Source organism: Paenibacillus sp. 7523-1 (assembly GCF_002276415.1).
Lineage (GTDB): Bacteria > Bacillota > Bacilli > Paenibacillales > Paenibacillaceae > Paenibacillus > Paenibacillus illinoisensis_A.
Map to the genome: position 1 here is coordinate 1 of NZ_NPBR01000030.1, position 24,224 is coordinate 24,224.

Genomic DNA, 24,224 nt, shown 5'->3' on the forward strand with positions numbered 1-24,224 from the left:
ATATTCAAGTAAGATTATTATAAGAATGACTATTAAATACTATTAAATAAATACAAGAGGAGGCACTATTCTAATTGAATAGTGCCTCCTTCTATTATGACTCATAAACACACTTGTAGTTAAGAAATAAATAGGGATCTACCCGATGGGGGTGTTGCACTAGCTCATTTGTTCTTTTACTTAAGATGAAATTTTTATCTATTTATGACTTCTTATATGTTTACGACCAGTTAGCAGCCTGGGGCTCTTTTTTCTTGCGGAGTTTGAGCAATTGGGAACGTTGTTTGATGCGTTCCTTTTTCTGATTCTCTAATAATTGTTTAACGCCTCTAATAAGAAGCCGATATCTTAATTCATCATCATGCCCAAGTTTATGCATTTCTTCGAAGTATGCCTTATCCATTCGTTCGTGCACCATCCAATCAGGTTAATCATTCAACTGTACCATAGTGATCTCAACAAATTCTGAACAAGTATGGGCTCGATGCAACAATGGACAGCAATGGCTGTTTCGATATTCCAATATAGTTGGTGAAATTGGGTTAATCCAAATTTGAACTAATTAATTCGTTTTCTATGACATTCAACCGAATATGGATGTGAAAGACCTGTCTAATCCATGGATTAGACAGGCCTTTTAACTGTAAAATTAAAATCTACTCAATAGTCAGACTATGAATCCTCTCCGAAACAGTACGTTTCCTATAGTAAACGGCAATTGTCACGAGAACTAGCATCTCAGAGAGAGGCACAGCAAGCCATACACCTGTTACGCCCCAGAAAGATGGAAGGACTGCAATGAATGCAATCATGATGATCATCTCACGTGCAGCCGTGATCCAGATTGCCATTTTGGCATTCCCTACCGATTGGAAATAGGTGCTCATGACAAAGTTGATCCCCATAAACAGATATGCAAAAGTAAATATTCTTAAACCATACACGGCATTGCTTGTGACACTCTCACTGAAGTTTCCGAAGATCTGAACGAAATAAGGTGCTCCCCATTGCACAACAAGCAGCAGTATGACACCACAGGCCAGAGCCGTTCTGGAGGCTATGCGAATGGTTTGTTTTTCACGCGTCATCTGTTTGGCTCCATGATAGTAACTAACCAGAGGTTGGGCAGCAGAAGCCAGACCCAGAAAAGCGAGCAAAACTACACCATGGATATAATTCAGTACTGTAAAGGATGCTACACCATCCGTACCTGCAATCCGGTCCAGTGAAATGTTGTGTGAGATGGAGAAGACAGACATGCCGAGTTCGGCAAGAAAGCTGGGAAAACCAATAAGAACAATGGTTCCGAGCAGTTTGGTATTCCATTTGAACCGAGTGATGACAAGGTTATTGGATTTTTTGAAAAAGTGAGACAACAGGACAAGCAGGGCTAGGGAAGCCGAGACGATCGTACCGATGGCCACACCTTGCACACCCCATTCGAGTACATACAACGTTATATAATTAAGAACGATATTGGCTACGGCAAATGTGATCTGCGCGTACATGGAGGTGTTGGGATCACCGTCGTTACGGACAAAGATAGTCAGGGCATTTTCAATGGTGAATACAAACCCGAACAACAGCATGATGTTTATATAGTCAGCGGCATAGGGAAACGTCTCTGCATTGGCACCCAAAGCATAGACCAGTTGGTCCTTGAATGTAAATGCGGTATATCCTATAGCCATCGTAATTAGCAGAATAATCGTAATTGATTTCGTGAATATTTGTTTGGCTGTGGTCATATCCCTTTGACCCATATAGTTGGAATACAGGGTAGCTCCGCCCATGCCGATCCATAACGACATTGCCACGAAAAGGGTGTATACCGGTGAAGCAATACCAATTCCGGCGAGCGCAGTGGATCCAAGTTTGTGCCCAACCATGATGCCATCGATAATAAAATTAAAAGCAATGACCAGCATCCCAAGTATGGATGGCACAAGGTAGCTTACAAAAGCTTTTCCTACAGATTGCCTTTCGAGGGGATGCGTCCAGTTCGTGTTCATAATAACCTCCATTTAATAAACTGAATGTTCATTCTGTAACAAATAATACTGAACGTTCGTTCTGTATGATAACACGGGATGAATTTGCTTGGCAACTTTTCCTCAAAAACCTCGTTTATGTAGTAGAGTTACTGTAGTCTTTTTAATAAAGAAGGGGAGCTGTTGTATGAAGCAGAACAAATATGATGAGGTAGAGTTTTTCAGGAACTATAGTCAGATGGCTCGTTCTACTCAAGGGCTTGAGGCTGCAGGTGAGTGGTATAAACTGCGAACCATGCTACCTGAGTTGAAGGACAAAAATGTACTGGATCTGGGCTGTGGCTTTGGCTGGCATTGCCGCTATGCACGGGAGCAGCAGGCCAGATCAGTTATTGGCGTAGATCTATCTGAGAATATGCTGCAGCGTGCCCGGGAGATGACGGATGATTCTCGGATTGAGTACAGGCATATGGCCATTGAAGATATTGAATTTGCCCCTGAACAATTTGATGTGGTCATTAGCTCACTTGCGCTGCACTACATTGAACATTTGGATCAGGTATTTGCTCAAATCCATGCTTGTCTTGTCGAGGGTGGTACATTGGTATATTCAGTGGAACATCCGATCTTCACGGCTCGTGCTGCGCAGGATTGGCACTATGGGCCTCAAGGTGAGATTATGCATTGGCCTGTGGATGACTACCATCAGGAGGGAAAGCGTGTCGCCAATTTCCTGAATCAGGACGTAGTTAAGTACCACCGGACGTTGGAAACCCATCTGAATGAACTGATCCAGGCGGGATTTGTGATTCAGCAGGTTGCTGAGTCCAAACCTTCACCTGAGATGATGGAAATCCCGGGTATGCGAGACGAGAATCGCCGTCCCATGTTTCTCATGATCGCAGCAGTTAAAGCATGAGCTATCTGTAAAGTTGGCTAGAATGGTTAGTATTAGGCTGCATAGCCTGGATATGGCTTAACCAGTAGGTTCACATCGTTGGAACCCTACTGGTTTATTTTAATTAATTTTAGAAAAGGAAATGAGAAAATGATCGGATTGGGAACCAAACCGGAGATGATACAGTCTTATTAAGTGAGGTGAACATCCGTTGGAATATCAATTTCTGGCCCAGGCCCAGACGATCGACAATTACACACTCAGCAGCATGATGGATGACTATGGAAATGATGTGTGGAACTATGCATACTTTTTGACCAAAAGTACGGAGCAGGCAGACGAAATATCACAGCAAGTATTTATTCGGGCATACTCCGGGATCAAACACTTTCGCGGGGAGTGCTCTCTGAAAACCTGGTTGCTCACCATTACTAGAAATACGACATTTACATACCGGAAATCGAGGTTTTTTCGCAGCAGTTTATGGGGGGAGACGCTTCCGATCGAATCAGAACAGGGACCTTCACATATTCGTGAGATGACGCCTGCACCATATGCCCATCCCTCAGCTGAAGCCGAGGTAATAAGTAGGGAGCATGTACATGAAATATGGGATATCGTTCTGGCTCTGCCGGATAAGTTTCGTGAAATCTTGTTGCTGCATCTGAAGTATGAGCTCACTATGAACGAAATTGCGGAAATGTTGAGAATCAGTACAGGTACAGTGAAATCGAGATTATCACGGGGCAAAGCTAAAGTGCGGAAACAATGGGAGGAGAGAAATAGATGAGGTTCAAGGATGAGGACTGGGAAAAAGAAATCCGCAAGGAGCCGTTTGCATCGTCTCCTTTTCAAGACCAGCACAAGCAGAATGTACTTCGCCAGGTGGAATGGATGAAAACGGGTGAGAAACATGTCAATGATGCTCCAGATCACAAGAAGAAACAACATACTATGAAGCGTAACCGTCGTACTGTTCGTTCACGTCCCTGGAAGGTTGTTGTAGTTACAACAGTTGCGGCAGTAGCTGCAGCAGCTATCTTATGGAATGGACAGGTTCTGGAACCCATTGTAGAGAAGGTGTATCCTGTGTCTGCTCTGCAGCTCTCGGAGGACCCTAGCATGAACCTGCTAACAAGCGAGATGAAGCAAACTGTAGCTATGACGATGAGAGACTATCTAGGTAAACAACTGGAAGTCCATTACGCTAAGAAGGGTCCAATTACCGGGTGGGTATATATCGAGGCTGGCGACGTGAATAAATCAGAGTATGCCAAGATGTGGCTGGATGGGAAGACTGGAGCACTGGTGGAAGCCGATATGCGAAGTGAGATGCCTGGCAGCGAGCTGGAGTACCGGTTTCTGCGTCAAGTCCCTGGGCTTCTTAAAGGAATTAACAGCGATCCAACGCTGAAGCCAATCTCAGCCAGACGTTATGTGAAAATGAAGCAGGGTCAGGAGAAGCCTGTATGGTTTACCACATTATTTTTGGAGAACGGGAAAGGTAGTGGCAGCATTGAATGGACACGGGATGAAGCAGTTTCGGTTTCTGGTACAGTGAGTACCGACACAGTGTCCAAAGATTTGATAACCAATGCGAGAAGTTCGATTGAAGCCTTGTCTGGTGAGCCAGCACCTGCTTTGAAAAGTGTAACGTTTACTCAAAATGATAAACAGCTTGAGGAAACAACGTCCCTGTATTTTGGAGACCGCTATTTGGTAAGAAGTGTTGGTGGGAGATTTAGCAATGAATATACTGTAATGGATTTTCAAAGGGGCGTTCCAGAGCTCGAAACGGGTGAGGAGTATGAGCTCTACTTTGATAAGCTGAATAACATGGACGAAAAAATAATCAGGCAGAATGCAGCACCCATAATCCAAAAAATGTTCGGTATTGATCTTGATAAATATGTCTTTGAACGGGATAAAAACAATGTTGGCATGGCAACATTCCGCTTGGAAGAGATGGCCAATATGATTCAAATTCGTTATGAAGAAAATGCACGCATTACCATGATTACAATATCAGATCTTTAAGTTTAATCGGTATGATACAATCCTAATAGCTTAGGAATTGAACATAAGGAGAGCATAATGAAATATTTGGTGAGTTCATGTCTTGCTGGCGTAGCCTGCCGTTACAACGGAACAGCGAGTCTGGATGAGAAGATTCAGGAGCTCGTAGCGCAAGAGCAGGCCATGATGGTCTGTCCGGAACTGCTCGGCGGATTCTCCACCCCGCGGGAACCGGCAGAGATTATCGGAGGTACAGGCAAGGATGTGCTCGCAGGCACAGCACAGGTGCTGGAGAGAGGTGGCAGGGACGTTACAGATCTGTATATTAAGGGAGCCTATCAAACGCTGGAATGGGCCAAAAAATTGGATGTTTCTTGTGTTGTATTGAAGGAGTTCAGTCCTTCCTGCGGCACACAAGCCATCTATGATGGTAACTTCACTAATCACAAGGTACAAGGTGAAGGCGTCACATCCGCTCTGCTTCGGCAAGAAGGCTATAAAGTCATTTCGGAAGTTGAATTCATGGAACAATTGTAAAGCATACAAGGTATGGAACAAGCCGCCCAGGAGAATAATCATATTCTCGAAGCGGCTTTTTCTCTTTGTAACGACACAATACTTACTTTTAAATACTGAGCAACAATAATGTGCGTACTTTTAATTTGTAGTTATAGATTCTAAACTAATACTTAAGCAAATGAGAAAATAATGAAGACACCGAGAGTCAGCATACCATTAAAATAATTAAAGAGAAGGACGTGGAGTTTCATGGAGCCTACAACACAAACAATGAAAAAAGAAGAAATTTTGAACGCATATCATTTCCGGCATGCAACGAAGGTATTTGATGGTTCACGGAAAATTACAGCGGAGGATTTTGAATTTATTCTGGAAACAGGAAGGCTATCACCGAGTTCGATCGGATTCGAGCCATGGAAGTTCTTGATTGTGCAAAAACCGGAGCTACGCCAGCGCTTGTCTGAAGTATCCTCTGGAGCGCAGAAGCAATTGGCAACGGCGAGCCATTTCGTGGTCATTCTGGCCCGGACCGATGCAAGTTATAATTCCCCTTATGCGGAGTACATGCTCAAAGAGATTAAGGGCATGCCGGATGATGTGTTTGAGTTAACAAGTGCGGCATACGGAAATTTTCAAAACAACCAGCGTCTGCTTGAGAACCCAAAAACGCTATTCGATTGGGCATCCAAACAGACTTACATTGCACTTGGCAATATGATGACCTCGGCAGCTCTTATTGGCATCGATTCTTGCCCGATTGAAGGTTTCAGCTACCAGGATGTGCATCGTATTCTCGAAGAAGAAGGTTTGCTGGAGAATGGAGCGTGGGACATTTCGATGATGGCGGCGTTTGGCTATCGTGCAGAGGAACCTAAACGCGAAAAGTCTCGGCAACCTCTGGACAAGATTACAGAATGGATTGAGTAAATAAAATCATACGAAGTAAGCCTCGGTTATCTTCTGTTACATCAAGGAGGTAGCAGGGGCTGATTTGACAAATGCCAACGCTTTAATAAAACACATTAATAAAAATGAAGCTTGCTTATATATAGACATCTATGTATAATGAGGTCATGCCAAAATATAATGCAATTGCACTAATCGCTAGGATCAGGGATCATGTGAACAAACGCATTGTTCAGGAACTGGAGCAGCACGACGTTACGGGGATTGTTCCATCCCACGGTGACATTTTGATGTTTTTGTACCGTGAAGATTCGCTGTCCATCAAGACGCTGGCCGAACGTGTTCATCGTACACAGCCAACGGTGACCGTGCTTGTGAACAAGCTGGAGAAGCTGGGCTATGTGGAACGCAGCAAGAGTGCGGAAGACAGCCGGGTGACGTTGATTCGCCTCACAGAGCAAGGACGGCAGCTTAAGCCCATTTTTGAACAAGTATCGGAGACAATTCAGGAAATGGTCTATGGTGGAATGACAGATGAGCAAGCGGAACAGCTGGAAAGTCTGTTGATTGGAATCGTTCATAAGCTATAAAAAAAGAAAAAATTTTTTTAGACAAAAACATAGATATCTATGGATAGGTCTAGTGAGTATCAATTGCTTCACTATGCAGCAGCATAATATAACAATAACCTGGAGGTAATCTATTATGAAACATCTTATCGTATATGCACATCCCCACGCAGACAGCTTCAATCGCGCCATTCTAAACACGGCTGTAGAAGCACTTGAAGCCCAAGGTCATGAAGTTGTTGTTCGTGATCTGTATGCTCTGGAATTTCAGCCTGTATTGAGCGCAGCTGACACGGCATCCATGCGAGCAGGACAGAATCCACAAGATATTGCGACAGAGCAGAAGTTTATCACGGATGCCGATGCAATTACGTTTATCTACCCAATCTGGTGGACAGGGCTGCCGGCAATCTTGAAAGGGTACGTTGACCGGGTATTTGCATATGGTTTTGCTTATGCTTCAGGCGAAGCAGGAATCGAGAAGCTGTTAACAGGCAAAAAAGGACTGATCATCAATACACACGGTACACCTAGTGACATATATGACCAGATTGGCATGACTGCCGGCATGAAAATGACCTCCGATGTCGGAATCTTTGATTTCGTAGGAATTGAGTCCGTGGATCATTTGTTCTTTGGCAGTATCGGATATCTGGATGACTCAGCTTATCAATCCATGTTGGAGCAAGTGAAGCAAACGGTAAGCACCAAATTCTAACGAAGACTAATGCAACAATTGGCAGGTCGATTCGCATGATGAATCGACCTGTTTGGTTTGCAAAATAGAAGAAAGGGGGTATAATCTTACCCATGGAACCTTTACTCATATTTAAAGCTTTGTCCAACGAGACACGCAGGCAGATACTGTCATGGCTCAAAGATCCGGAGCAGCATTTCTCACCTCTGGAATTGTCTCAGCATCCCGATAAAGGGAAGAGCGGGATCTGTGTCGGAACCATTCAGATGAAGGCTGGATTGGCTCAATCCGTCATATCCAGTTATTTGCTGACCATGCTCAAAGCCGGGCTGCTGCTCTCCGAGCGCAGGGGCCAGTGGACGTATTATCGCCGCAACGAAGAAACCATTCGTCAATTTGCCGAGTATGTACAGCACGAGTTATAAAGCCGGACGCCAGGACGGAAGCAAGAATGCAGCAGCAGGCGGGGATTCCGTCCGGATGTAAACGGCGAAGAACAATGCTGGTACTCCTATTTCTATGTGTATTTACATCTATATATCTGGATATACAAAAATATATCTCACCAAAGGAGAACTTCTTATAATGACTACTGATAACCAAGTTTCATCCCATAAACAACATATTAACGACGTTAAGCTGTCCATCCTGGATCTGGCTCCTGTCGTTGTGGGTGCTACACCTGCAGATGCGCTCCGCAATAGTCTGGATCTGGCACAGCATGCCGAGCGTTGGGGATACCATCGCTACTGGGTAGCTGAGCATCATAATATGCCAGGTATTGCTTCTTCCGCTACATCGGTAGTGATCGGATACCTGGCAAGTGGCACGAATACCATTCGTCTCGGTTCCGGTGGTATCATGCTGCCCAACCATGCACCACTCGTTATTGCCGAGCAGTTCGGAACACTGGAATCCCTATATCCGGGCCGTATCGATCTTGGACTGGGCCGTGCACCAGGTAGTGACCGCCGTACCTCTCTTGCACTGCGCAAAGATCTGAACAGCGGAGAAGACTTCCCGGAATTGCTGGCTGAGCTGAGAGCGTACTTCGATACATCTGCTACATCCTATCATGCACCTGTTCGTGCGGTGCCGGGTGAAGGGTTGAACATCCCAATTTACCTGCTCGGTTCCAGTGATTTCAGTGCACGTTTGGCAGGGCGGCTCGGATTGCCGTTTGCTTTTGCCAGCCACTTCTCGCCCGATTATACTCGTATTGCCCTTGAAACATATCGAAGCAGCTTCCAGCCCTCTGACACACTGAAGGAGCCGCATGTTATTGTAGGTGTGAATGCAGTTGTTGCAGATACCGATGAAGAAGCAGCATGGCTTGGCACAACGATGCAGCAGCAGTTCCTGAACATCATCCGCGGGACGACAGGACTGGTACAACCACCAGCCGATATGGAAGGCAAATGGACCGACCGCGAGCGAGCTGGAGTGGAACAGACGCTGAAAGCAGCCGTGAACGGCTCACCTGAGACGGTACGTGGACAGCTTGAATCATTTATTGCCCAGACACAAGCGGATGAGGTTATTATTACATCTATGATTTATGACCATCAGGCACGTCTGCATTCTTATGAATTGATCGCACAATTGGCGGGTAAGGCATAACTTTAACAGCATAAGAACAAGGATTAGAATATCGGATTCAATAACGGGTCGCCCTCGCAAGAGGCGGTCCGTTTTTGCTTATCAAGAACTCATCCTAATGAATTTATGAGGCAGTTCTGATTTTTTAGGGTAAAATGACATTACGGTCTATTTTGAAACGGTTAAAAGAGCCGTACGTATAAACCAAGAGCATTATACATATGTTGGCTTGTACAAGTTTCTTTATTCGCATGTGCATGAGGCATGCAGTATGAAAGCTTATTTTTATCATGATCAGATACATAAGAGAGGAAGACATGCCCATGGAGCAACCCGAACAACCCCGCATTTGGCCGGATCGGTTTAAGCGGTTTTTTCTGAACAACAAGTTTGTCCTATTTCTGCTGATTCTGCTGCTGGTCGGATTAAACGTGATGGTGCTAACAAAGATATCCTTTGTTCTGCATCCAGTTGCGGTGCTAATCAAGACGATTGTACTGCCTATCATTCTGTCTGGTATCCTCTACTATCTGCTGAATCCGCTGGTGGATGTGATGGAAAAGTGGAAGATTAAGCGTGGATGGTCGATACTGATCCTTTACCTCGCGATTGGCGGCATTTTGACGGTTGTGGTATTGGCAGTCATTCCAGTGCTCCGCAATCAGATTATGGGGCTTATCGCTAATTTCCCGATGTATAGTGAAAATGTCAGACAGCAGTTCGAGGAGCTTACGGGCAGTCAGCTGTTCAGTCAGGTCCAGGAAACGGTGAACATGAACTGGCAGGACTGGTGGGGAACGATCTCCGAGAAAGCTACAGAGATTCTGAATTCCACCTGGAATAAACTCGGCGGTTTCCTTGGAGCTTTTACCGAAACGGTATTATCCATTGTAACCGTACCATTTATTCTGTTTTACCTGCTTAAGGACGGGAAGAAGCTTCCGGAGAAGATCCTGTCGTTTCTGCCGATCAAAAGCCGTACGGGTGCCATGGAGGTACTTCACGACATTAACCACCAGATCAGTTCGTTCATTCGCGGGCAAATTATCGTGAGCTTCTGTATCGGTATCCTGCTCTATATCGGTTATATGATCATTGGACTGGATTACGCATTGATTCTGGCCATTATCGCTTCCTTTACCAGCGTGGTGCCGTATCTGGGACCTGCGATTGCCATTACGCCTGCACTCATTGTGGCGCTGGTGACTTCTCCCGTGATGCTGCTGAAAATGGTGGCGGTATGGACGATTGTACAGCTAATTGAAGGGAAGTTTATCTCTCCACAGATCATGGGCAAAACGCTCAAAATTCATCCGATCACAATTATCTTTGTCATTCTGACATCAGGCAATCTGTTCGGTGTGGTGGGCATTCTGCTGGCCGTTCCGGGTTATGCGGTGCTTAAGGTCTGTGTATCCCACATCTTCAACTGGTTCAAGAGCCGTTCCGGTCTGTATGATCCGAATAAAAACAATTTACTGTAGGTACTGCATGTGGAAAACGGTACCCTTAACGAAAGAGAACCCCTGTCATCGGCAGCAGCCGAAAGACGGGGGTTCTCTTTGTCTGAACAGGCTGGCTTACGCCTAGCCATGTTTAATATGCTGGAGCGTTTGCAGGAAGATTTGCTCTATATGCGTATCATCCAGAGAATAATACACCGTCTTGCCTTCCTTGCGGCGTTTGACGATCCGCATGTTGCGGAGTGAACGCAGCTGGTGTGAAATGGCCGACTGTCCCATATCAAGCAGCACCGTCAGATCATGTACACATAATTCCTTCTGCAACAGCGCATCAATAATACGTAGTCGGGTTGGGTCACTGAACGCCTTGAACCAATCCGCCATCTCGGAAGAAGTCTCCCGATCTATAAGGGAAGTGCGGATGGACTCTACGTCCGCTTCCGTTCCCGAGCAGGCCGCATCACAATCCGCTGGCGCTTTAACCGGTTGTTCCATTTCCTATCACCGCCTATGCTAGCAACTATACGCCTATTATATCCAAAAAACGTCTAAAGCGAAATGATTACTATTAGCATATTCTGTCTGTAAAATCAACATCGATCGTTGACACTCCAGTTTAGGCGTGCATATAATAGGGTTAATCAAATATATGAATGGTTGCTCATATATTAACTTCAATTAAAATGTTCATGCTGCTTCAAACTGCAAAGGGGAGAATTCACATGGGAACCGGTCAGGAACAGGTGAAACGAGAACTGCTGCTGGATGGATTGGATTGTGCCAATTGTGCGCTGAAGATTGAGAATGGTGTCAAAAAAATAAAGGGTATAACGGATTGCTCCGTTAATTTCGTAACCAAAACCCTGCTGGTGCATACAACTTCCGATATGGATGAGCAAGTTATGGAAGAAGCGAAGCGTAAGGTCCTGCGGCTTGAGCCGCACATTCGCATCTCGGAAAAAGGGAGACCGCCGCTCGGCAATCAGACTTCTGCCGGGCTGGGAGATCCATTGGACGGCCAACTGCACACACATGCAGAAACAGCTGTGGAAGGAGCGCATCACCATAGCCATGGTCATGGTGCACAACATCATGCGCATGATCATCACAGTCATGCCGGGCATGACCACGGTCATTCACATGATCATGATGCGCATGCCGGGCATTCGCACGAGCATGGTGCAGGACAGACGAAGGTGCTGCTTACCCGGCTTGCCGCCGGCTCTGCCCTACTTGCTGCGGCCATCTGGTCCCCACTGGACGGATGGGCACAGCTCGCTCTCTATATCGTTGCTTATCTGATTGCAGGAGGAGATATCGTCCTCCAGGCTTGCAAAAACATCATTCGTGGTCAGGTATTCGACGAGTACTTCCTGATGTCGGTTGCAACGATTGGTGCTTTTGCCATTGGTGAGTATCCTGAAGGGGTAGCGGTTATGCTCTTCTATCAGCTTGGGGAGCTGTTTCAGGGTATGGCGGTTAACCGCTCTCGCAAGTCGATTCAGTCGCTTATGGACATTCGCCCGGACTATGCCAATATTCTGGTCGGTTCTGGCGATGAGACCAAGCGTGTCTCTCCTGAAGATGTGCGCATCGGTGATCGCATCGTTGTCCGTGCGGGTGAGAAGGTTCCGCTGGATGGAATGGTGAAGGCAGGACATTCCATGGTAGACACGTCTGCTCTTACAGGGGAATCCGTTCCTCGGGAACTGGAGCCTGGAAGTGATGTACTCAGTGGTTTTGTGAATAAGAATGGTATGCTGACGATTGAAGTGACCAAAACCTTCGGAGAATCGACGGTATCCAAGATTCTGGATCTGGTGCAGAATGCCAGCAGCCGCAAAGCGAAAACGGAACACTTCATCAGTAAATTTGCCCGTTATTACACGCCGATCGTCGTTATTCTTGCAGCGTTGATTGCGTTCGTACCACCGCTCGTGCTAAGTGGTGCAACATTTGCCGATTGGATTTATCGTGCACTGGTCTTTCTGGTCATCTCCTGTCCATGCGCACTGGTAGTTTCCATTCCACTCGGATTCTTCGGCGGGATCGGGGCTGCCTCCCGTAACGGGATTCTGGTGAAAGGCAGCAATTACCTTGAAGCATTGAATGATGTGAAAATAGTTGTTTTTGATAAAACGGGTACACTAACCAAAGGTGTATTCAACGTAACGGCTATTCGTCCGGAAGGCGAACGTACAGAAGGTGAACTGATGGAACTCGCAGCCATCGCGGAGGCCCAATCGAATCACCCCATCGCCGAATCGATTCGTGCAGCCTGGGCCAAAGATATCCGTACACAAGGTGTTGAAGGATATGACGAGGTTGCCGGACATGGGATCAGAGTCCGTGTGGATGGCCGTGAAGTGCTGGCAGGGAACGCGAAACTGATGGAACAGGCGGGTATTACTTATACCAAGCCAGAGACGGTAGGGACAGTGGTACACGTTGCTGAAGCAGGCGCATATGCTGGCCATTTGATTATTGCGGATGAAGTGAAGGATGATGCTGCGGCAGCGATACAGGCACTGAAGACACTCGGCATCCGCAAAACGGTCATGCTCACAGGTGATGCCAAAGCCGTTGGTGAAGCCGTTGGCCAGCAGCTGGGAGTCGATGAGGTATACGCTGAGCTTCTGCCTCAGCACAAAGTAGAACGGCTCGAAGAGCTCGAAGCGGGCAAGTCTCCGAAGGAGAAAATGGTGTTTGTCGGGGATGGCATCAACGATACACCTGTGCTGGCTCGTGCGGATGTAGGTGTAGCCATGGGAGGACTCGGGTCTGATGCTGCCATCGAAGCCGCAGATGTGGTCATCATGACGGATGAACCGTCCAGATTGGCAAGCGCCATCCGCATTGCGAAGCGGACACGAATGATTGTCTGGCAAAATATCGGTTTTGCCTTGGGCGTTAAGGTGATCTTCCTACTGCTTGGAGTGTTCGGCATAGCCACGATGTGGGAAGCTGTTTTCTCCGATGTGGGTGTTACGGTTCTAGCCGTTCTGAACGCTATGCGGGTGCTGCGTGTGAAGAACATTTAAGTTTTCGAAACGAACGACGCGGCTCTTCGTATATACGTAGAGCCGTTTTTTTATTTTTATGGCTGCAGGCATGTTTAGAGGCACGTTTGAAGAGAAGGGGAGAACAATTTGGCAGGAGCAATTGTAGGGTTAATATGCGGAGTGTGCTATTTCGTGCTGGGGTTAATGCTGTTCAAAAAACCGCCGAAAAAGATTAATGGCATATATGGTTATCGTACCCCGCGCGCCATGAGTGATCCCGATTTATGGGACGAAGCTCAGCGTTACAGCGCAAACCTGATGATGCAGTTTGGGGTCATAATTACGGTGTTTGGTATTCTTGGATTCTGGTTTACCGATGTACAGGCACTCGTACTCAGTCTGTTTGCAGTTGCGTTCTATACGTTCAGACTGTTTACGAAAGTGGAAGGGCGCTTAAAGGAAGTACAGCATGCTCAGAAGCGGAAGCAAAGCGAGCAAGGTGCATCATAGAAAATCGTAGTTTGATGTATATAAGATAGAGGCAGAAGATCCGCGAAAGCGGGTCTTTTTTGTGTTCGGTGAGGTCATGGCGCTGCTGCAGATCAAATCTAACGTTGACGTTAACGTTATAATTATATATAATTATGTACATAACATTATAGACATATAAAAGTGAGGTGAAGGAAATGAGCTTGTATAAGATCGACGACGTAGCCAAGGAATGTGGTTTGACGAAGCGTACCATCCGGTATTACGAAGAGATTGGTGTCATGCCTTCACCTCAGCGGACGGACGGTGGCACGCGGCTGTATACGAGAGAGGATATCGACTATCTGAAAAAGGTCGTCCGTGCCAAGGAAGTGCTTGGCTTCTCCCTACAGGAACTGCATACGTATATCGCAATGGCTGATGTGCTGAATGAGCAGCGATTTGATTACCAGCAGACAACCGAAGTGAAGGATCGGATTGAAAAACTCACGAGTATGGATGAAACGCTGGGTGGTCAACTACAGTTAATTGAACAGAAACTGCAGAGTATTCATGCCGTACAGGCAGAGCTGGAGGATTTGCGAGAAAGGGTTCAGAACGGGATTCAGCGATTACAAAAGAATGAGATTACGAAACATCCGGAAGACGGATAAGCAAGAGAGCAGCACATAACTCCATACAAACGAAATCGTGCAAGCACCGGAGAGCCGGTGTCATTTTGTGCCGTTTTGTTTCACTTGATTTTGAAAATGAAATGAAAATTTCATGCATTACAATTATATTTCAATTCATAACTAGGAGGTATCATGTATGAAAAGAGAACCATCCTTACCTGATGAACTGCCGTCATCACGCGGAGGATTACTGTCCCAACCACGGGCTGTATGGGCTGTCGCCTTCGCTTGTATCATTTCATTTATGGGGCTGGGATTGGTTGACCCGATCCTGCCTGCCATTGCAGATCAGCTGCATGCATCCAAAAGTCAGGTTTCCTTGCTGTTTACAAGCTATAACGCCGTAACCGGGATTGCCATGCTGATTACTGGCGTTGTTTCCAGCCGGATCGGTGTCAAATGGACGCTGCTTAGCGGGATTATACTTATCGTCATCTTCTCTGCTCTGGGCGGAACATCAGATACGGTTGGTGCCCTGGTTGGTTACCGCGGAGGCTGGGGGCTAGGTAATGCCTTGTTTATCGCTACAGCGTTATCTGCCATTGTTGGTCTGTCCACTTCGGGGACAGCCAAAGCGATTATTTTGTACGAAGCTGCCCTTGGTCTTGGTATTGCCGTAGGTCCACTGCTTGGTGGTGAGCTTGGTTCCATCTCATGGCGTGGCCCATTCTATGGCGTTGCAGTCCTGATGATGATTGCCTTTATCAGCATTACGTTTATGCTGCCCAAAATGGCCAAGCCGAAAACACGCAGTTCCTTGTCCGATCCGTTCAAGGCGCTGGGTTATCCATCCCTGAAAACACTGGCGATTACTGCCTTCCTGTATAACTTTGGTTTCTTCACGTTGATGGCTTATTCACCTTATGTGATGAACCTGGATGAGCACGGACTTGGTTATGTGTTCTTTGGCTGGGGCCTCATGCTTGCGATTACGTCGGTATTCGTGGCACCAAGACTGCAGCGTCGATTCGGCTCGGTCCCTTCCATGAGTGTTATGCTGACCCTGTTTGCGATTGACCTTATTGTTATGGCCGTGGGTACAGTCATGGGATCGTCCACAACTGTCATTGTTGCTGTTATCGTCGCCGGGATATTCCTCGGTATCAACAACACATTGATTACGACGGCTGTTATGGAGGCTGCTCCGGTTGAACGCTCGGTTGCGTCCGCTGCCTACAGCTTCGTACGTTTCCTTGGCGGTGCGCTGGCACCTTGGCTTGCAGGTAAATTGTCGGAATGGTTCCTGCCGGAAACACCGTTTTATTTTGGCGCATTGATGGTATTGGTTGGTGTCGTGGTTCTGCTTGCACGCCGTAGACATCTGCGTGATATCGATGCAGCAATTACACATTAATGGATGGGGGAATTGAAATGCTGGAACGAATCGTAGTGGCTGTTGATGGGTCGGATCATGCTCATAAGGCGTTGGAAACAGCAGTTGACTTAGCTGAAAATTTGAAGCATCCCGCCAGATTGATTATCGTGCATGTGAATCCTTCTATATCGTTGAATGAGCCGGCTCTGGGAGTAGACCTCGAAGCCCGAATTGCGGAAGAAGGGCGGCATATTATTGCACCGGTAGAACAGCTGTTGTCCGGACATTCTATCCCTTATGAGACGCTGCTGATAGCAGGAGACCCGGTAAACGAGATCTGCCGGGTATCGCGTGAGAGAGAGGGCAATCTCATTGTAATGGGCACGGGTGGCAAAAGCGTGCTGGCTGAAATCGTCGTTGGCAGTGTCAGCCACGGTGTATTGAAACAAGCAGAATGCCCGGTATTAACGGTGAAATAGGACTCTGCCAGAATTAAGGCTGGGTTGAAGATACTGCTGTGGTGTATAAATAGATAAAGGATAACTGCGATCACCAGGTTGTTCTGTCATGGACTTGACCCGCTGTAACTTCATAGGTCGGACTTGCAGCAATGATGGATTGGAGGATTCAATAATGAAAAAACAACATCTGTTTATCGGTGGTAAACCCACGGAATCCATAAAATATAAGGCACTTCAGGCACCGTATTCCGGAGAAACATTGGCGGAAGTGTCTACCGCTTCAGCGGAGGAGGCAGAAGCAGCCATAACAGCTGCCGTTCAGGCCGGCAAAGAGATGCGCTTCATGCCTGCCCATAAGCGTGCAGACATTCTCTACAAACTCTCGGCCCTGCTGGAAGAGCGGAAGGAAGAGGCGGCACGAGTGATTGCGCTGGAAGCTGCCAAGCCGATCACGGCTGCCCTTGCGGAAGTGGATCGTACCGTGGAAACGTACCGTTTTGCCGCAGAAGAAGCGAAGCGGTTGACGGGAGAGACTGTTCCCCTGGATGCAGCCAAGGGCGGCGAAGGGCGCATCGGATATACCATGCGACAGCCTCTGGGTGTCATCGGGGCGATTACGCCGTTTAATTTTCCGATGAATTTGGTGGCACACAAGGTTGGACCTGCACTTGCAGCAGGCAATACCATTGTTCTGAAACCGGCTGAGCAGACACCGTTGTCTGCCTACTATATTGCAAACCTGCTTCAGGAAGCCGGGTTGCCGGATGGGGCATTAAACGTGGTAAGCGGAGATGGCAAAACAATTGGTGATGTGCTCGTATCCGATCCACGCATAGCCCATATTACATTTACGGGCAGCCCAGCTGTAGGGACAAGCATTCGCAGTCAGGCGGGATTGAAACGGGTAACACTGGAACTTGGATCAAATGCAGCTGTCATTGTGGATCAGGATGCGGATCTGGACAAAGTCGTGCCAAGATGCGTGACAGGTGCTTTTACGTATCAGGGTCAGGTATGCATTTCATTGCAGCGTATCTATGTACACCGTGCCATTGCAGACGAATTCATACGCCGCTTCGCGGAAGAAGCGAATCAAGTCGTGATAGGAGATCCGCTGAAGCCGGATACGGTTGTTTCGGCCCTTATTACAGCCAAAGACGTACAGCGGACACTGGATTGGATCGGAGAGGCAAAACAGGCAGGAGCTACGGTCGCCGCAGGAGGAGAGGCTGAAGGAGGCGTGCTGCGTCCAACCGTGCTCGTTAACGTGCCGCGTGATGCCAAGGTGTCGTGCCAGGAAGTCTTTGCACCGATTGTTGTAATTAACACTGTTGACTCGGTCCAAGAAGGCATTGAGTACGTAAATGATTCTATCTATGGACTGCAGGCTGGTATATTCACGAACAATATTCATACGGCACTGCATGCAGCTGATCATATCGAGGCTGGAGGGGTCATAATTAACGACATTCCTACGTTCCGGGTGGATCACATGCCATACGGTGGTGTGAAGCAGAGCGGTATGGGACGTGAAGGTGTCAAATACGCCGTTGAAGAAATGACAGAACTCAAATTTGTCATGTTCAATAAAAATTAAGGATGTTTGCAAACAGGCTGTTTTGCCCTGTCTAACATGAAGTAATAATAAGGTCCTGCACCCAATGTAGTTGGTGCGGGACTTTTCTTATATCAATCAATAGGAAATAGTGAAAACACTTTCGATTTCCCTTCTGACCCCCGGTTCACATCCCATCAGAAGGGTATAAATATTTTACATACCGCAAAACAATCGACTAATTGTTGTCCCCATCTTGTACCTAACTCAATCAACATAAAAAGCAGTATGAATAAACCTGAATCATAAGGCAGTGTAGACAGGAGGTGTTGCGAATGGCGTATACCATGGCAGACGTATCCGGCATGTCCGGTATAAGTCTGAATGAATTGAGCCAATATGTGAAATCAGGTTGGCTAACACCTGCATTTGCAGGTAGAGACCAGAATGAAGTTTATTATGAGAAACCGGAGCTGTTGAAGCTCCAGCAGATTCTGTTCTGTAAGGAGCTGGGAGTGGAGCAGGAAGAAATCGGCTCCATGCTGCAGGAGGATCATCACGATATCATTCAACTGATGCAGCAACAGCGCATTCAGCTGCTGGAGAAGGCCTTACATTTGCATGGCTTGATCCAGACTCTGGACAAAACCATTTCCCATTTGCAGGGAGAATATGAGCTTGAGGTTCGGGAGTTGTATCAGGGTTTTGTCAAAAAAGGGCATCACAGTATGCTGCCTGATTCAACGGAGGCACCGAACCATGAACCGGTCATAACGAATAACTGGCATCCAGCACAATCTGAATCAGCCGTATCTTATGACGGGGAACTCAAAACCAAAGAAGATTACCTGGATTCCCAGGAAAAAATAGACCGAATCAACCGGGACTTACAGCGGGCGATCGAAGATGGCCTGACACCTGAATCCCCGGAAGTTCAGCATATCATTGGCAGACATCTCGAATGGGTCAAGGATTATTACACGCCTACTGCCGAAATCTATCGTGATTTGGGCAATCTGTATGTGGAGCATCAAAATTTCCGCCAAATGTACGATGGTTATCATCCGAAGCTGGCTGAATTTTTGCGAGACGGCATGATGATCAAAGCGGAACAGGAATTGACCTAGATGCATAGAGTAACCATGGGCGAGCAGAACATGGATGTAAAGGCATAAACCAAAAAGCACAGACCACTAATGGTCTGTGCTTTTTGGTTATCTTCGGTACGTATTGCTGTAACGACCTGCTTATTATAGGTACAATGACCTTCGGCAGAACCGTGGTTACAGCTGCTCTGTGAGCAGTTTGACGGCCTGTTCCAGGAAAATACGATCTTCGTCGTCAAACCGGTTTTTGATCGGGCTGTCGATGTCGAGCACCCCATATAATTCGCCGTCTTTGATAATGGGCACGACAATCTCACTGTTCGATGCGGCATCGCAGGCAATATGACCTGGGAAAGCATGAACATCGTCTACAACGAGTGTGCGTCGTTCCGCCGCAGATGTGCCGCATACCCCGCGTCCGAGCGGAATACGGATGCAGGCAGGCAGCCCTTGGAATGGACCAAGAACAAGTTCTTTGCCATCATAAAGGTAGAATCCGACCCAATTGGTATCGGTTAAAAATACATTGAGCAGCGCCGCAGCGTTTGCCAGATTGGCAATGGCGCTTGGTTCATCGCGGATCAGAGCACTTAACTGTCCCAGGACGGCGGTGTGCTGCTCGCTTCGTGTTCCTTCATAGGAAACAGCTTGAAACATGGTGAATCACCCTCCCGAGCAAAAATGGTACTTATTTTCAAGATAGTGCAGTACATGCCTTTAGTCAAGCGGAGGATTTCGGTAGAATTTTGATTGAGAAGGGGAAACCCCTGTAAATTCATCCTGTTTCTCAGCTTCTCGCACGGGGTAATTACTTAGCAATCACGGAGGGCTATAACCCTGGAAGGAGTTTGGATTATGCACGCAGAGGTACAGAATCTTTTTGTACGGATTCATCTTCTATATTTGGCCCAAAATCAGGATTTAACCGTCGGTGACGCACTGCCTCTATTGGAGGAGCGCGGCTATCGTGTTGGTGAGCGGGAGATCAAGCAGGAGCTTGAACATCTCACGCAGGAAAACTTCCTGACCGCCCATGGCGACAAGTGGAGCCTGACCGGGACAGGCATTGAAGAGTATAAGGAAATTACGGCTGTGCTTGGCCGGGTCAGCGATGAGCTGCTGGGAGCAGATAAGAAGGCTTCAACCGCCTGAGGATGAAACTCTGGCAGGACAAGCTGTTACAGGACAGCTCGATTGAATCATACGTACAACAAGACCGGGACCCTTGCGGCCCGGTTTTTTTGATATCAAAACCGATGACTGAACGGTTGCCAATCGGCGCAGGTTATGTTTAGATGACTATTGAATCTTATGGTCTGCAGAGATGGATCGGATCGGAGTGTCTTTTTATGTATAAATCCAGAGGGAGAATTCCCGAACTCGAGACAGCACGACTTCGTCTGCGCAAAATGCGCCGCCGGGATGCGGCTCAGATGTTCGCATACTGGTCAGACCGGGAGGTGACCCGCTATATGAATCTGGCGCCGATGATCGGGACAAGTGAAGCTGCGGTTATGATTGGGTTGCTTAATCATATGGCAGGGGAAGAGGAGGCGATTCGCTGGGGCATCGAACTGAAGGAGAAAGGCCGTCTTATTGGTAGCTGTGGATACAATACCTGGCAGCTTGAAGGCGCATTCCGCGGAGAGATAGGTTACGAGCTGGGTCGTGACTACTGGCGGCATGGATATATGACCGAAGTGTTCTCGGTGATGCTGCCTTTCGGGTATGAGACCATGGGGCTTAACCGGATTGAAGCATTGGTCGACCCGCGAAATGCCGCTTCCGGTGAGTTTCTAATGAACCAAGGCTTCACGCGGGAAGGCCTGCTTCGCCAGGTACAGCATACGTCAACAGGGTATAAGGATATGGTGATGTACTCCCTGCTGTACGATGAGTGGCTGCGCAAGCACCGTAAATAAACAGAGAACAAAGAGAGAAGGGTTTGTGTGAATACAACCGGAGGTTTGAAACGCAGTTTCATCTTGGCAGGATTGTTGCTGGCAACCTTTTTGTCGGCGATTGAAGGAACGGTCATTGGTCCGGCGGGGCCAACGATTGTCAGTGAGCTGGGAAGTGTGCAGCTGCTAAGCTGGATCTTTACCGCATATCTGCTCACGATGGCTGTCAGCACGCCGATTTTTGGCAAGATCAGTGATCTTTACGGCCGAAAGCCCGTGTTCCTGATTGGCTGTGCATTGTTTTTGCTCGGTTCATTGCTTTGCTGTTTCTCACAGAATATGGAACAGTTGATTATTTTCCGTGCCATTCAGGGGATTGGGGCAGGAGCGGTTGTGCCTGTTACGTTTACGATTATTGGAGACATTTACCGAATTGAAGAACGAGGCAAGATTCAGGGCTGGATCAGTTCGGTGTGGGGCATATCTTCCCTGGCAGGGCCGCTGCTTGGCGGTTACTTTGTCGATAATCTTGGTTGGCAGTGGATTTTCGGATTCAACGTGCCATTTGGTCTGCTTGCCATGTGGTTCGTATTTCGTTATTTGAAGGAAGACATCTCACCTCGTACCGCCAAAATCGACTACGTCGGTGCGCTGACCTTCACGGTGGGCATAACGGCATTACTCTTTGTGTTGTCAGCAGGCGGGCAGTATTATGCCTGGAGCTCTCCGCTCATTTTGGGGCTGAGTGCAGTTGCGGTTGTATTCATGATCTTATTCTTTGTTGTTGAGAAAAGAGCCCAGGCGCCGATGGTTCCGCTGCATCTGTTCCGTATTCGGGATATCCGCGTTGCCAATATTGCGGGACTGCTCACCAGCACGTTGATGATCGGCCTGACCAGTTATTTGCCGTTATGGGTACAGGGCGTTCGCGGAGGCAATGCAACTGAATCCGGACTGCTGCTCGCGCCGATGTCTGTAGGCTGGTTAATCGGTAGCGTTTTGGCAGGTCGTCTGTTGATGAAAATCGGGTCACGTCTGACTGCGCTCATTGGATTGACCGGAATCGCGATTGGCTCGGGAGGGCTATTCCTGGTCGGGGGAACATCCCCGCAGGCCGTGCTGTTTGTTTTGACCTTTATATACGGACTTGGCTTTGGATTTGCGTTTACGATATTCACCATCATTGCACAGTCCTCTGTAGGATATCAGGAACGTGGATCTTCAACGGCACTGCATACGTTCATGCGTACTCTGGGGCAAACGATTGGCGCAGCCGTATTTGGCACATGGTTGAATTACCGGATATCGAAATTATCCAGTGAACAGCACCTGGCCGATGCCGGCATTTCCGAAAGTGACTTGAATGAGCTGCTCGCACCGCATACAGATGCTGCCTTGTCGGATGACAAATGGGCATTGCTTCGGAATGTGCTGGAAGGCAGTCTGCATTCCCTGTTTGTCATCATGTTCGTCATTGCGATCGTATCCTGGTTAACCACATTAGCATTACGCAAACGTTTAATCGTACCGGAAGAGGCAGAGGCAGGAATGCCGAAACAGGCCAAGGTTGCCGGGAAGTGATTGTCTAACCCATGCGGTACATAAGACCGATACTTTGTTGATTAGCACAACGAGATAAAGCACTGATTTCACCAGAAGGCAGCTGTGATCAGCTGCTTTTTTTGTTGGTTCTAAATGGGAATTTGATATAATTTATAGTAGGTTTTTACTTTTTCGCCGTACCAGATGGAGTTATCTGATATGAATGGGGCTGAGGTGTATTGAATAATTCAAAGACTGAATCTAATTGGTACATGCCATTTTCCATTAAATTATTTGCAGCCTTGCTGACCGTCATAACCATTTCTTTGTACGTTGGGGTTTCAAGATTTCTAACGTTGGCGGAACGAGCAGAAGATACGTATTACTATCCTTTTTGGTATATATGGATCATAAGTTTGCTGATCAATGCGGCCACGATGCTATTCCTCATTTTGCCTCTTTCCCTATTCGTCGATCGTGTGCTTGCTTCAACAAAAATGAAGGATCCAGGAACAAGGTTGATTTATGTAATTGTGGCTTATCTCCTGTTGGGGATAGGATGTGGTTTTCTATTTGCGATCTTTGTATTCAGGATGGATGCTTTTCAGCATACCGGGCAGTATTTATATGTACTGATCATTACGTTTGTTTATCTGTTATGGCAATTCATTTTGAAATGGATCAGCAAGCCGAGGAAGCGCGTAAGTTAATAAATAATTCAACAACAATAACCGGTTACGCCGCAGAATGGCGAAACCGGTTATTTTATTTTTCACTATTCAGCAGGGTTATTTCTTCAACCATTAGCGGATAGACGGTCTGCGCCGAGCGCAAGCCTTTCCAATAACTCAGACAGCAATGTCTTGTCACCCTCGCTCAGACCACTGACTGCACGATCGATCTTGTGTGCATACCCTGGATAGATATCATCCATGGTCCGGTGACCTTCCTCTGTCAGTTCCACAAATATAATCCGTCTGTCCTGCGGACAGTGTTTGCGATGTAAAAGCCCTTTTTGCTCCAGCTTATCAATGACATAGGTTACGTTCCCGCTCTGCAGCAGAAGTTGTGCGCCTACCTGTTGAATCGGCTGTGCTCCTTTCATATACAGTACTTCCAGCACCCCGTATGCAGTAGGGTTGAAGCCGTGCACTTTGCTACCGGATACAGCGTGTTCATTCACGCTCTTGAATGTTTTGGCCAAGGTGCGGTACAGATGAAGTGAACGTTCGGTTCCGATTTCTTGTAATTCCAGCATGCTGATCCCGCCTTTTCAGTTTAGTGATATAAGTTGAAATATAAGGTTACTATCTGCCACTACGATGACAGAACAACCCTCCAATCACTGTTATCTCCAGATTTTATTGAATCTTTTTCAAAGATAAAATCCGGTGATAAAGGTGAACGCGTTGCTTTTCAGGTTTTTTCTGTCCTCTTCGTTACGATTAACATGTAAACGATATATTCAACTTATATAGGGTTGAGTAGGTTACATTTGACGATTCAGATTGTCGCCATGTC

General features: G+C 47.1%; 26 protein-coding genes. 21 read left to right on the plus strand and 5 right to left on the minus strand.

Going from position 1 to position 24,224, the window contains the following annotated elements:
- Positions 1–220: 220 nt before the first annotated feature.
- Together CHH60_RS27340 and CHH60_RS27345 are read right to left on the minus strand one after the other, a co-directional pair.
- Positions 221–403, minus strand: coding sequence for a hypothetical protein (locus CHH60_RS27340; protein WP_095362073.1), 183 nt, complete (start codon positions 401–403; stop codon positions 221–223).
- Between the two features lie 253 nt (positions 404–656).
- Positions 657–2,012, minus strand: a complete 1,356-nt coding sequence (locus CHH60_RS27345; protein ID WP_095362074.1) for an MATE family efflux transporter — start codon at positions 2,010–2,012, stop codon at positions 657–659.
- Between the two features lie 166 nt (positions 2,013–2,178).
- On the opposite strand from CHH60_RS27345, the gene CHH60_RS27350 reads away from it, so the two are divergent.
- The 10 genes from CHH60_RS27350 (at position 2,179) to CHH60_RS27395 (ending at position 10,679) form a co-directional block, all read left to right on the plus strand.
- On the plus strand, positions 2,179–2,910 hold the full coding sequence (locus CHH60_RS27350) for a class I SAM-dependent methyltransferase (protein WP_095362075.1): 732 nt from the start codon (positions 2,179–2,181) through the stop codon (positions 2,908–2,910).
- 190 nt (positions 2,911–3,100) lie between these two features.
- Positions 3,101–3,679, plus strand: a complete 579-nt coding sequence (locus CHH60_RS27355; RefSeq protein WP_095362076.1) for an RNA polymerase sigma factor — start codon at positions 3,101–3,103, stop codon at positions 3,677–3,679.
- Positions 3,676–4,926, plus strand: coding sequence for a hypothetical protein (locus CHH60_RS27360; protein WP_095362077.1), 1,251 nt, complete (start codon positions 3,676–3,678; stop codon positions 4,924–4,926). Before CHH60_RS27355 ends, CHH60_RS27360 begins: the two co-directional genes overlap by 4 nt.
- 57 nt (positions 4,927–4,983) lie before the next feature.
- A complete protein-coding gene (locus tag CHH60_RS27365) occupies positions 4,984–5,442 on the plus strand; it encodes a DUF523 domain-containing protein (RefSeq protein WP_095362078.1) in 459 nt (152 codons plus the stop codon).
- A 252-nt stretch (positions 5,443–5,694) separates the two neighbouring features.
- The gene (locus tag CHH60_RS27370) at positions 5,695–6,351 is read left to right on the plus strand and encodes an NAD(P)H-dependent oxidoreductase (RefSeq protein WP_441339417.1); all 657 of its coding nucleotides are present in this window, start codon (positions 5,695–5,697) and stop codon (positions 6,349–6,351) included.
- 194 nt (positions 6,352–6,545) lie between these two features.
- A complete protein-coding gene (locus tag CHH60_RS27375) occupies positions 6,546–6,920 on the plus strand; it encodes a MarR family winged helix-turn-helix transcriptional regulator (RefSeq protein ID WP_341173756.1) in 375 nt (124 codons plus the stop codon).
- Between the two features lie 115 nt (positions 6,921–7,035).
- Positions 7,036–7,617 carry an NAD(P)H-dependent oxidoreductase gene (locus CHH60_RS27380; protein WP_095362081.1) on the plus strand — a complete coding sequence of 194 codons (582 nt, stop codon included), beginning with the start codon at positions 7,036–7,038 and terminating at the stop codon, positions 7,615–7,617.
- Positions 7,618–7,709: 92 nt separating this feature from the next.
- Positions 7,710–8,021 carry an ArsR/SmtB family transcription factor gene (locus CHH60_RS27385; protein WP_095362082.1) on the plus strand — a complete coding sequence of 104 codons (312 nt, stop codon included), beginning with the start codon at positions 7,710–7,712 and terminating at the stop codon, positions 8,019–8,021.
- A 160-nt stretch (positions 8,022–8,181) separates the two neighbouring features.
- The gene (locus CHH60_RS27390) at positions 8,182–9,216 is read left to right on the plus strand and encodes an LLM class flavin-dependent oxidoreductase (RefSeq protein ID WP_095362083.1); all 1,035 of its coding nucleotides are present in this window, start codon (positions 8,182–8,184) and stop codon (positions 9,214–9,216) included.
- Positions 9,217–9,518: 302 nt separating this feature from the next.
- Positions 9,519–10,679 carry an AI-2E family transporter gene (locus CHH60_RS27395; RefSeq protein WP_095362084.1) on the plus strand — a complete coding sequence of 387 codons (1,161 nt, stop codon included), beginning with the start codon at positions 9,519–9,521 and terminating at the stop codon, positions 10,677–10,679.
- A gap of 102 nt (positions 10,680–10,781) precedes the next feature.
- Here the strand turns inward: CHH60_RS27395 and CHH60_RS27400 are convergent, their stop codons facing one another.
- Positions 10,782–11,153, minus strand: a complete 372-nt coding sequence (locus CHH60_RS27400; RefSeq protein ID WP_095362085.1) for an ArsR/SmtB family transcription factor — start codon at positions 11,151–11,153, stop codon at positions 10,782–10,784.
- Positions 11,154–11,380: 227 nt separating this feature from the next.
- Between CHH60_RS27400 and CHH60_RS27405 the strand changes: the two genes are divergently transcribed.
- The 7 genes from CHH60_RS27405 to CHH60_RS27435 all read left to right on the plus strand — a co-directional run bounded on the left by CHH60_RS27405 (position 11,381) and on the right by CHH60_RS27435 (position 19,281).
- Positions 11,381–13,699, plus strand: coding sequence for a heavy metal translocating P-type ATPase (locus CHH60_RS27405; protein ID WP_095362086.1), 2,319 nt, complete (start codon positions 11,381–11,383; stop codon positions 13,697–13,699).
- A gap of 108 nt (positions 13,700–13,807) precedes the next feature.
- Positions 13,808–14,170: an SdpI family protein gene (locus tag CHH60_RS27410; RefSeq protein ID WP_095362087.1), complete on the plus strand. Its 363-nt coding sequence runs from the start codon at positions 13,808–13,810 to the stop codon at positions 14,168–14,170.
- Positions 14,171–14,346: 176 nt separating this feature from the next.
- Positions 14,347–14,802, plus strand: coding sequence for a MerR family transcriptional regulator (locus CHH60_RS27415; RefSeq protein WP_095362088.1), 456 nt, complete (start codon positions 14,347–14,349; stop codon positions 14,800–14,802).
- Positions 14,803–14,959: 157 nt separating this feature from the next.
- Positions 14,960–16,177: an MFS transporter gene (locus CHH60_RS27420; RefSeq protein ID WP_095362089.1), complete on the plus strand. Its 1,218-nt coding sequence runs from the start codon at positions 14,960–14,962 to the stop codon at positions 16,175–16,177.
- A 17-nt stretch (positions 16,178–16,194) separates the two neighbouring features.
- Complete coding sequence (locus tag CHH60_RS27425; RefSeq protein ID WP_095362090.1) at positions 16,195–16,617, plus strand: universal stress protein; 423 nt, start codon at positions 16,195–16,197, stop codon at positions 16,615–16,617.
- 154 nt (positions 16,618–16,771) lie between these two features.
- Positions 16,772–18,196 (plus strand): aldehyde dehydrogenase family protein, encoded by a 1,425-nt coding sequence (locus CHH60_RS27430; protein WP_095362091.1) that lies wholly within the window; start codon positions 16,772–16,774, stop codon positions 18,194–18,196.
- A 293-nt stretch (positions 18,197–18,489) separates the two neighbouring features.
- Positions 18,490–19,281, plus strand: coding sequence for a MerR family transcriptional regulator (locus CHH60_RS27435; protein WP_095362092.1), 792 nt, complete (start codon positions 18,490–18,492; stop codon positions 19,279–19,281).
- A 156-nt stretch (positions 19,282–19,437) separates the two neighbouring features.
- On the opposite strand, the gene CHH60_RS27440 is transcribed toward CHH60_RS27435, so the two are convergent.
- Complete coding sequence (locus CHH60_RS27440; protein WP_095293228.1) at positions 19,438–19,917, minus strand: GAF domain-containing protein; 480 nt, start codon at positions 19,915–19,917, stop codon at positions 19,438–19,440.
- A 198-nt stretch (positions 19,918–20,115) separates the two neighbouring features.
- On the opposite strand from CHH60_RS27440, the gene CHH60_RS27445 reads away from it, so the two are divergent.
- From CHH60_RS27445 to CHH60_RS27460, 4 genes are all read left to right on the plus strand, one after another.
- Complete coding sequence (locus CHH60_RS27445) at positions 20,116–20,412, plus strand: hypothetical protein (protein ID WP_095362093.1); 297 nt, start codon at positions 20,116–20,118, stop codon at positions 20,410–20,412.
- A gap of 197 nt (positions 20,413–20,609) precedes the next feature.
- Positions 20,610–21,182: a GNAT family N-acetyltransferase gene (locus CHH60_RS27450; RefSeq protein ID WP_095362094.1), complete on the plus strand. Its 573-nt coding sequence runs from the start codon at positions 20,610–20,612 to the stop codon at positions 21,180–21,182.
- A gap of 45 nt (positions 21,183–21,227) precedes the next feature.
- Complete coding sequence (locus CHH60_RS27455; RefSeq protein WP_255248108.1) at positions 21,228–22,742, plus strand: MDR family MFS transporter; 1,515 nt, start codon at positions 21,228–21,230, stop codon at positions 22,740–22,742.
- Positions 22,743–22,975: 233 nt separating this feature from the next.
- Positions 22,976–23,413 carry a hypothetical protein gene (locus tag CHH60_RS27460; RefSeq protein WP_095362096.1) on the plus strand — a complete coding sequence of 146 codons (438 nt, stop codon included), beginning with the start codon at positions 22,976–22,978 and terminating at the stop codon, positions 23,411–23,413.
- 86 nt (positions 23,414–23,499) lie between these two features.
- On the opposite strand, the gene CHH60_RS27465 is transcribed toward CHH60_RS27460, so the two are convergent.
- Positions 23,500–23,961 (minus strand): MarR family winged helix-turn-helix transcriptional regulator, encoded by a 462-nt coding sequence (locus CHH60_RS27465; RefSeq protein WP_095362097.1) that lies wholly within the window; start codon positions 23,959–23,961, stop codon positions 23,500–23,502.
- Positions 23,962–24,224: the final 263 nt, after the last annotated feature.

Bases quoted from the DNA above. Each gene is read 5' to 3' on its own strand.
- CHH60_RS27365 (WP_095362078.1), top strand. From the start codon at position 4,984: ATGAAATATTTGGTGAGTTCATGTCTTGCTGGCGTAGCCTGCCGTTAC.
- CHH60_RS27465 (WP_095362097.1), bottom strand. From the start codon at position 23,961: ATGCTGGAATTACAAGAAATCGGAACCGAACGTTCACTTCATCTGTAC.
- CHH60_RS27400 (WP_095362085.1), bottom strand. From the start codon at position 11,153: ATGGAACAACCGGTTAAAGCGCCAGCGGATTGTGATGCGGCCTGCTCG.
- CHH60_RS27440 (WP_095293228.1), bottom strand. From the start codon at position 19,917: ATGTTTCAAGCTGTTTCCTATGAAGGAACACGAAGCGAGCAGCACACC.
- CHH60_RS27390 (WP_095362083.1), top strand. From the start codon at position 8,182: ATGACTACTGATAACCAAGTTTCATCCCATAAACAACATATTAACGAC.
- CHH60_RS27420 (WP_095362089.1), top strand. From the start codon at position 14,960: ATGAAAAGAGAACCATCCTTACCTGATGAACTGCCGTCATCACGCGGA.
- CHH60_RS27445 (WP_095362093.1), top strand. From the start codon at position 20,116: ATGCACGCAGAGGTACAGAATCTTTTTGTACGGATTCATCTTCTATAT.
- CHH60_RS27370 (WP_441339417.1), top strand. From the start codon at position 5,695: ATGAAAAAAGAAGAAATTTTGAACGCATATCATTTCCGGCATGCAACG.
- CHH60_RS27435 (WP_095362092.1), top strand. From the start codon at position 18,490: ATGGCGTATACCATGGCAGACGTATCCGGCATGTCCGGTATAAGTCTG.
- CHH60_RS27350 (WP_095362075.1), top strand. From the start codon at position 2,179: ATGAAGCAGAACAAATATGATGAGGTAGAGTTTTTCAGGAACTATAGT.
- CHH60_RS27345 (WP_095362074.1), bottom strand. From the start codon at position 2,012: ATGAACACGAACTGGACGCATCCCCTCGAAAGGCAATCTGTAGGAAAA.
- CHH60_RS27415 (WP_095362088.1), top strand. From the start codon at position 14,347: ATGAGCTTGTATAAGATCGACGACGTAGCCAAGGAATGTGGTTTGACG.
- CHH60_RS27405 (WP_095362086.1), top strand. From the start codon at position 11,381: ATGGGAACCGGTCAGGAACAGGTGAAACGAGAACTGCTGCTGGATGGA.
- CHH60_RS27430 (WP_095362091.1), top strand. From the start codon at position 16,772: ATGAAAAAACAACATCTGTTTATCGGTGGTAAACCCACGGAATCCATA.
- CHH60_RS27340 (WP_095362073.1), bottom strand. From the start codon at position 403: ATGGATAAGGCATACTTCGAAGAAATGCATAAACTTGGGCATGATGAT.
- CHH60_RS27385 (WP_095362082.1), top strand. From the start codon at position 7,710: ATGGAACCTTTACTCATATTTAAAGCTTTGTCCAACGAGACACGCAGG.
- CHH60_RS27425 (WP_095362090.1), top strand. From the start codon at position 16,195: ATGCTGGAACGAATCGTAGTGGCTGTTGATGGGTCGGATCATGCTCAT.
- CHH60_RS27380 (WP_095362081.1), top strand. From the start codon at position 7,036: ATGAAACATCTTATCGTATATGCACATCCCCACGCAGACAGCTTCAAT.
- CHH60_RS27360 (WP_095362077.1), top strand. From the start codon at position 3,676: ATGAGGTTCAAGGATGAGGACTGGGAAAAAGAAATCCGCAAGGAGCCG.
- CHH60_RS27450 (WP_095362094.1), top strand. From the start codon at position 20,610: ATGTATAAATCCAGAGGGAGAATTCCCGAACTCGAGACAGCACGACTT.
- CHH60_RS27460 (WP_095362096.1), top strand. From the start codon at position 22,976: ATGCCATTTTCCATTAAATTATTTGCAGCCTTGCTGACCGTCATAACC.
- CHH60_RS27395 (WP_095362084.1), top strand. From the start codon at position 9,519: ATGGAGCAACCCGAACAACCCCGCATTTGGCCGGATCGGTTTAAGCGG.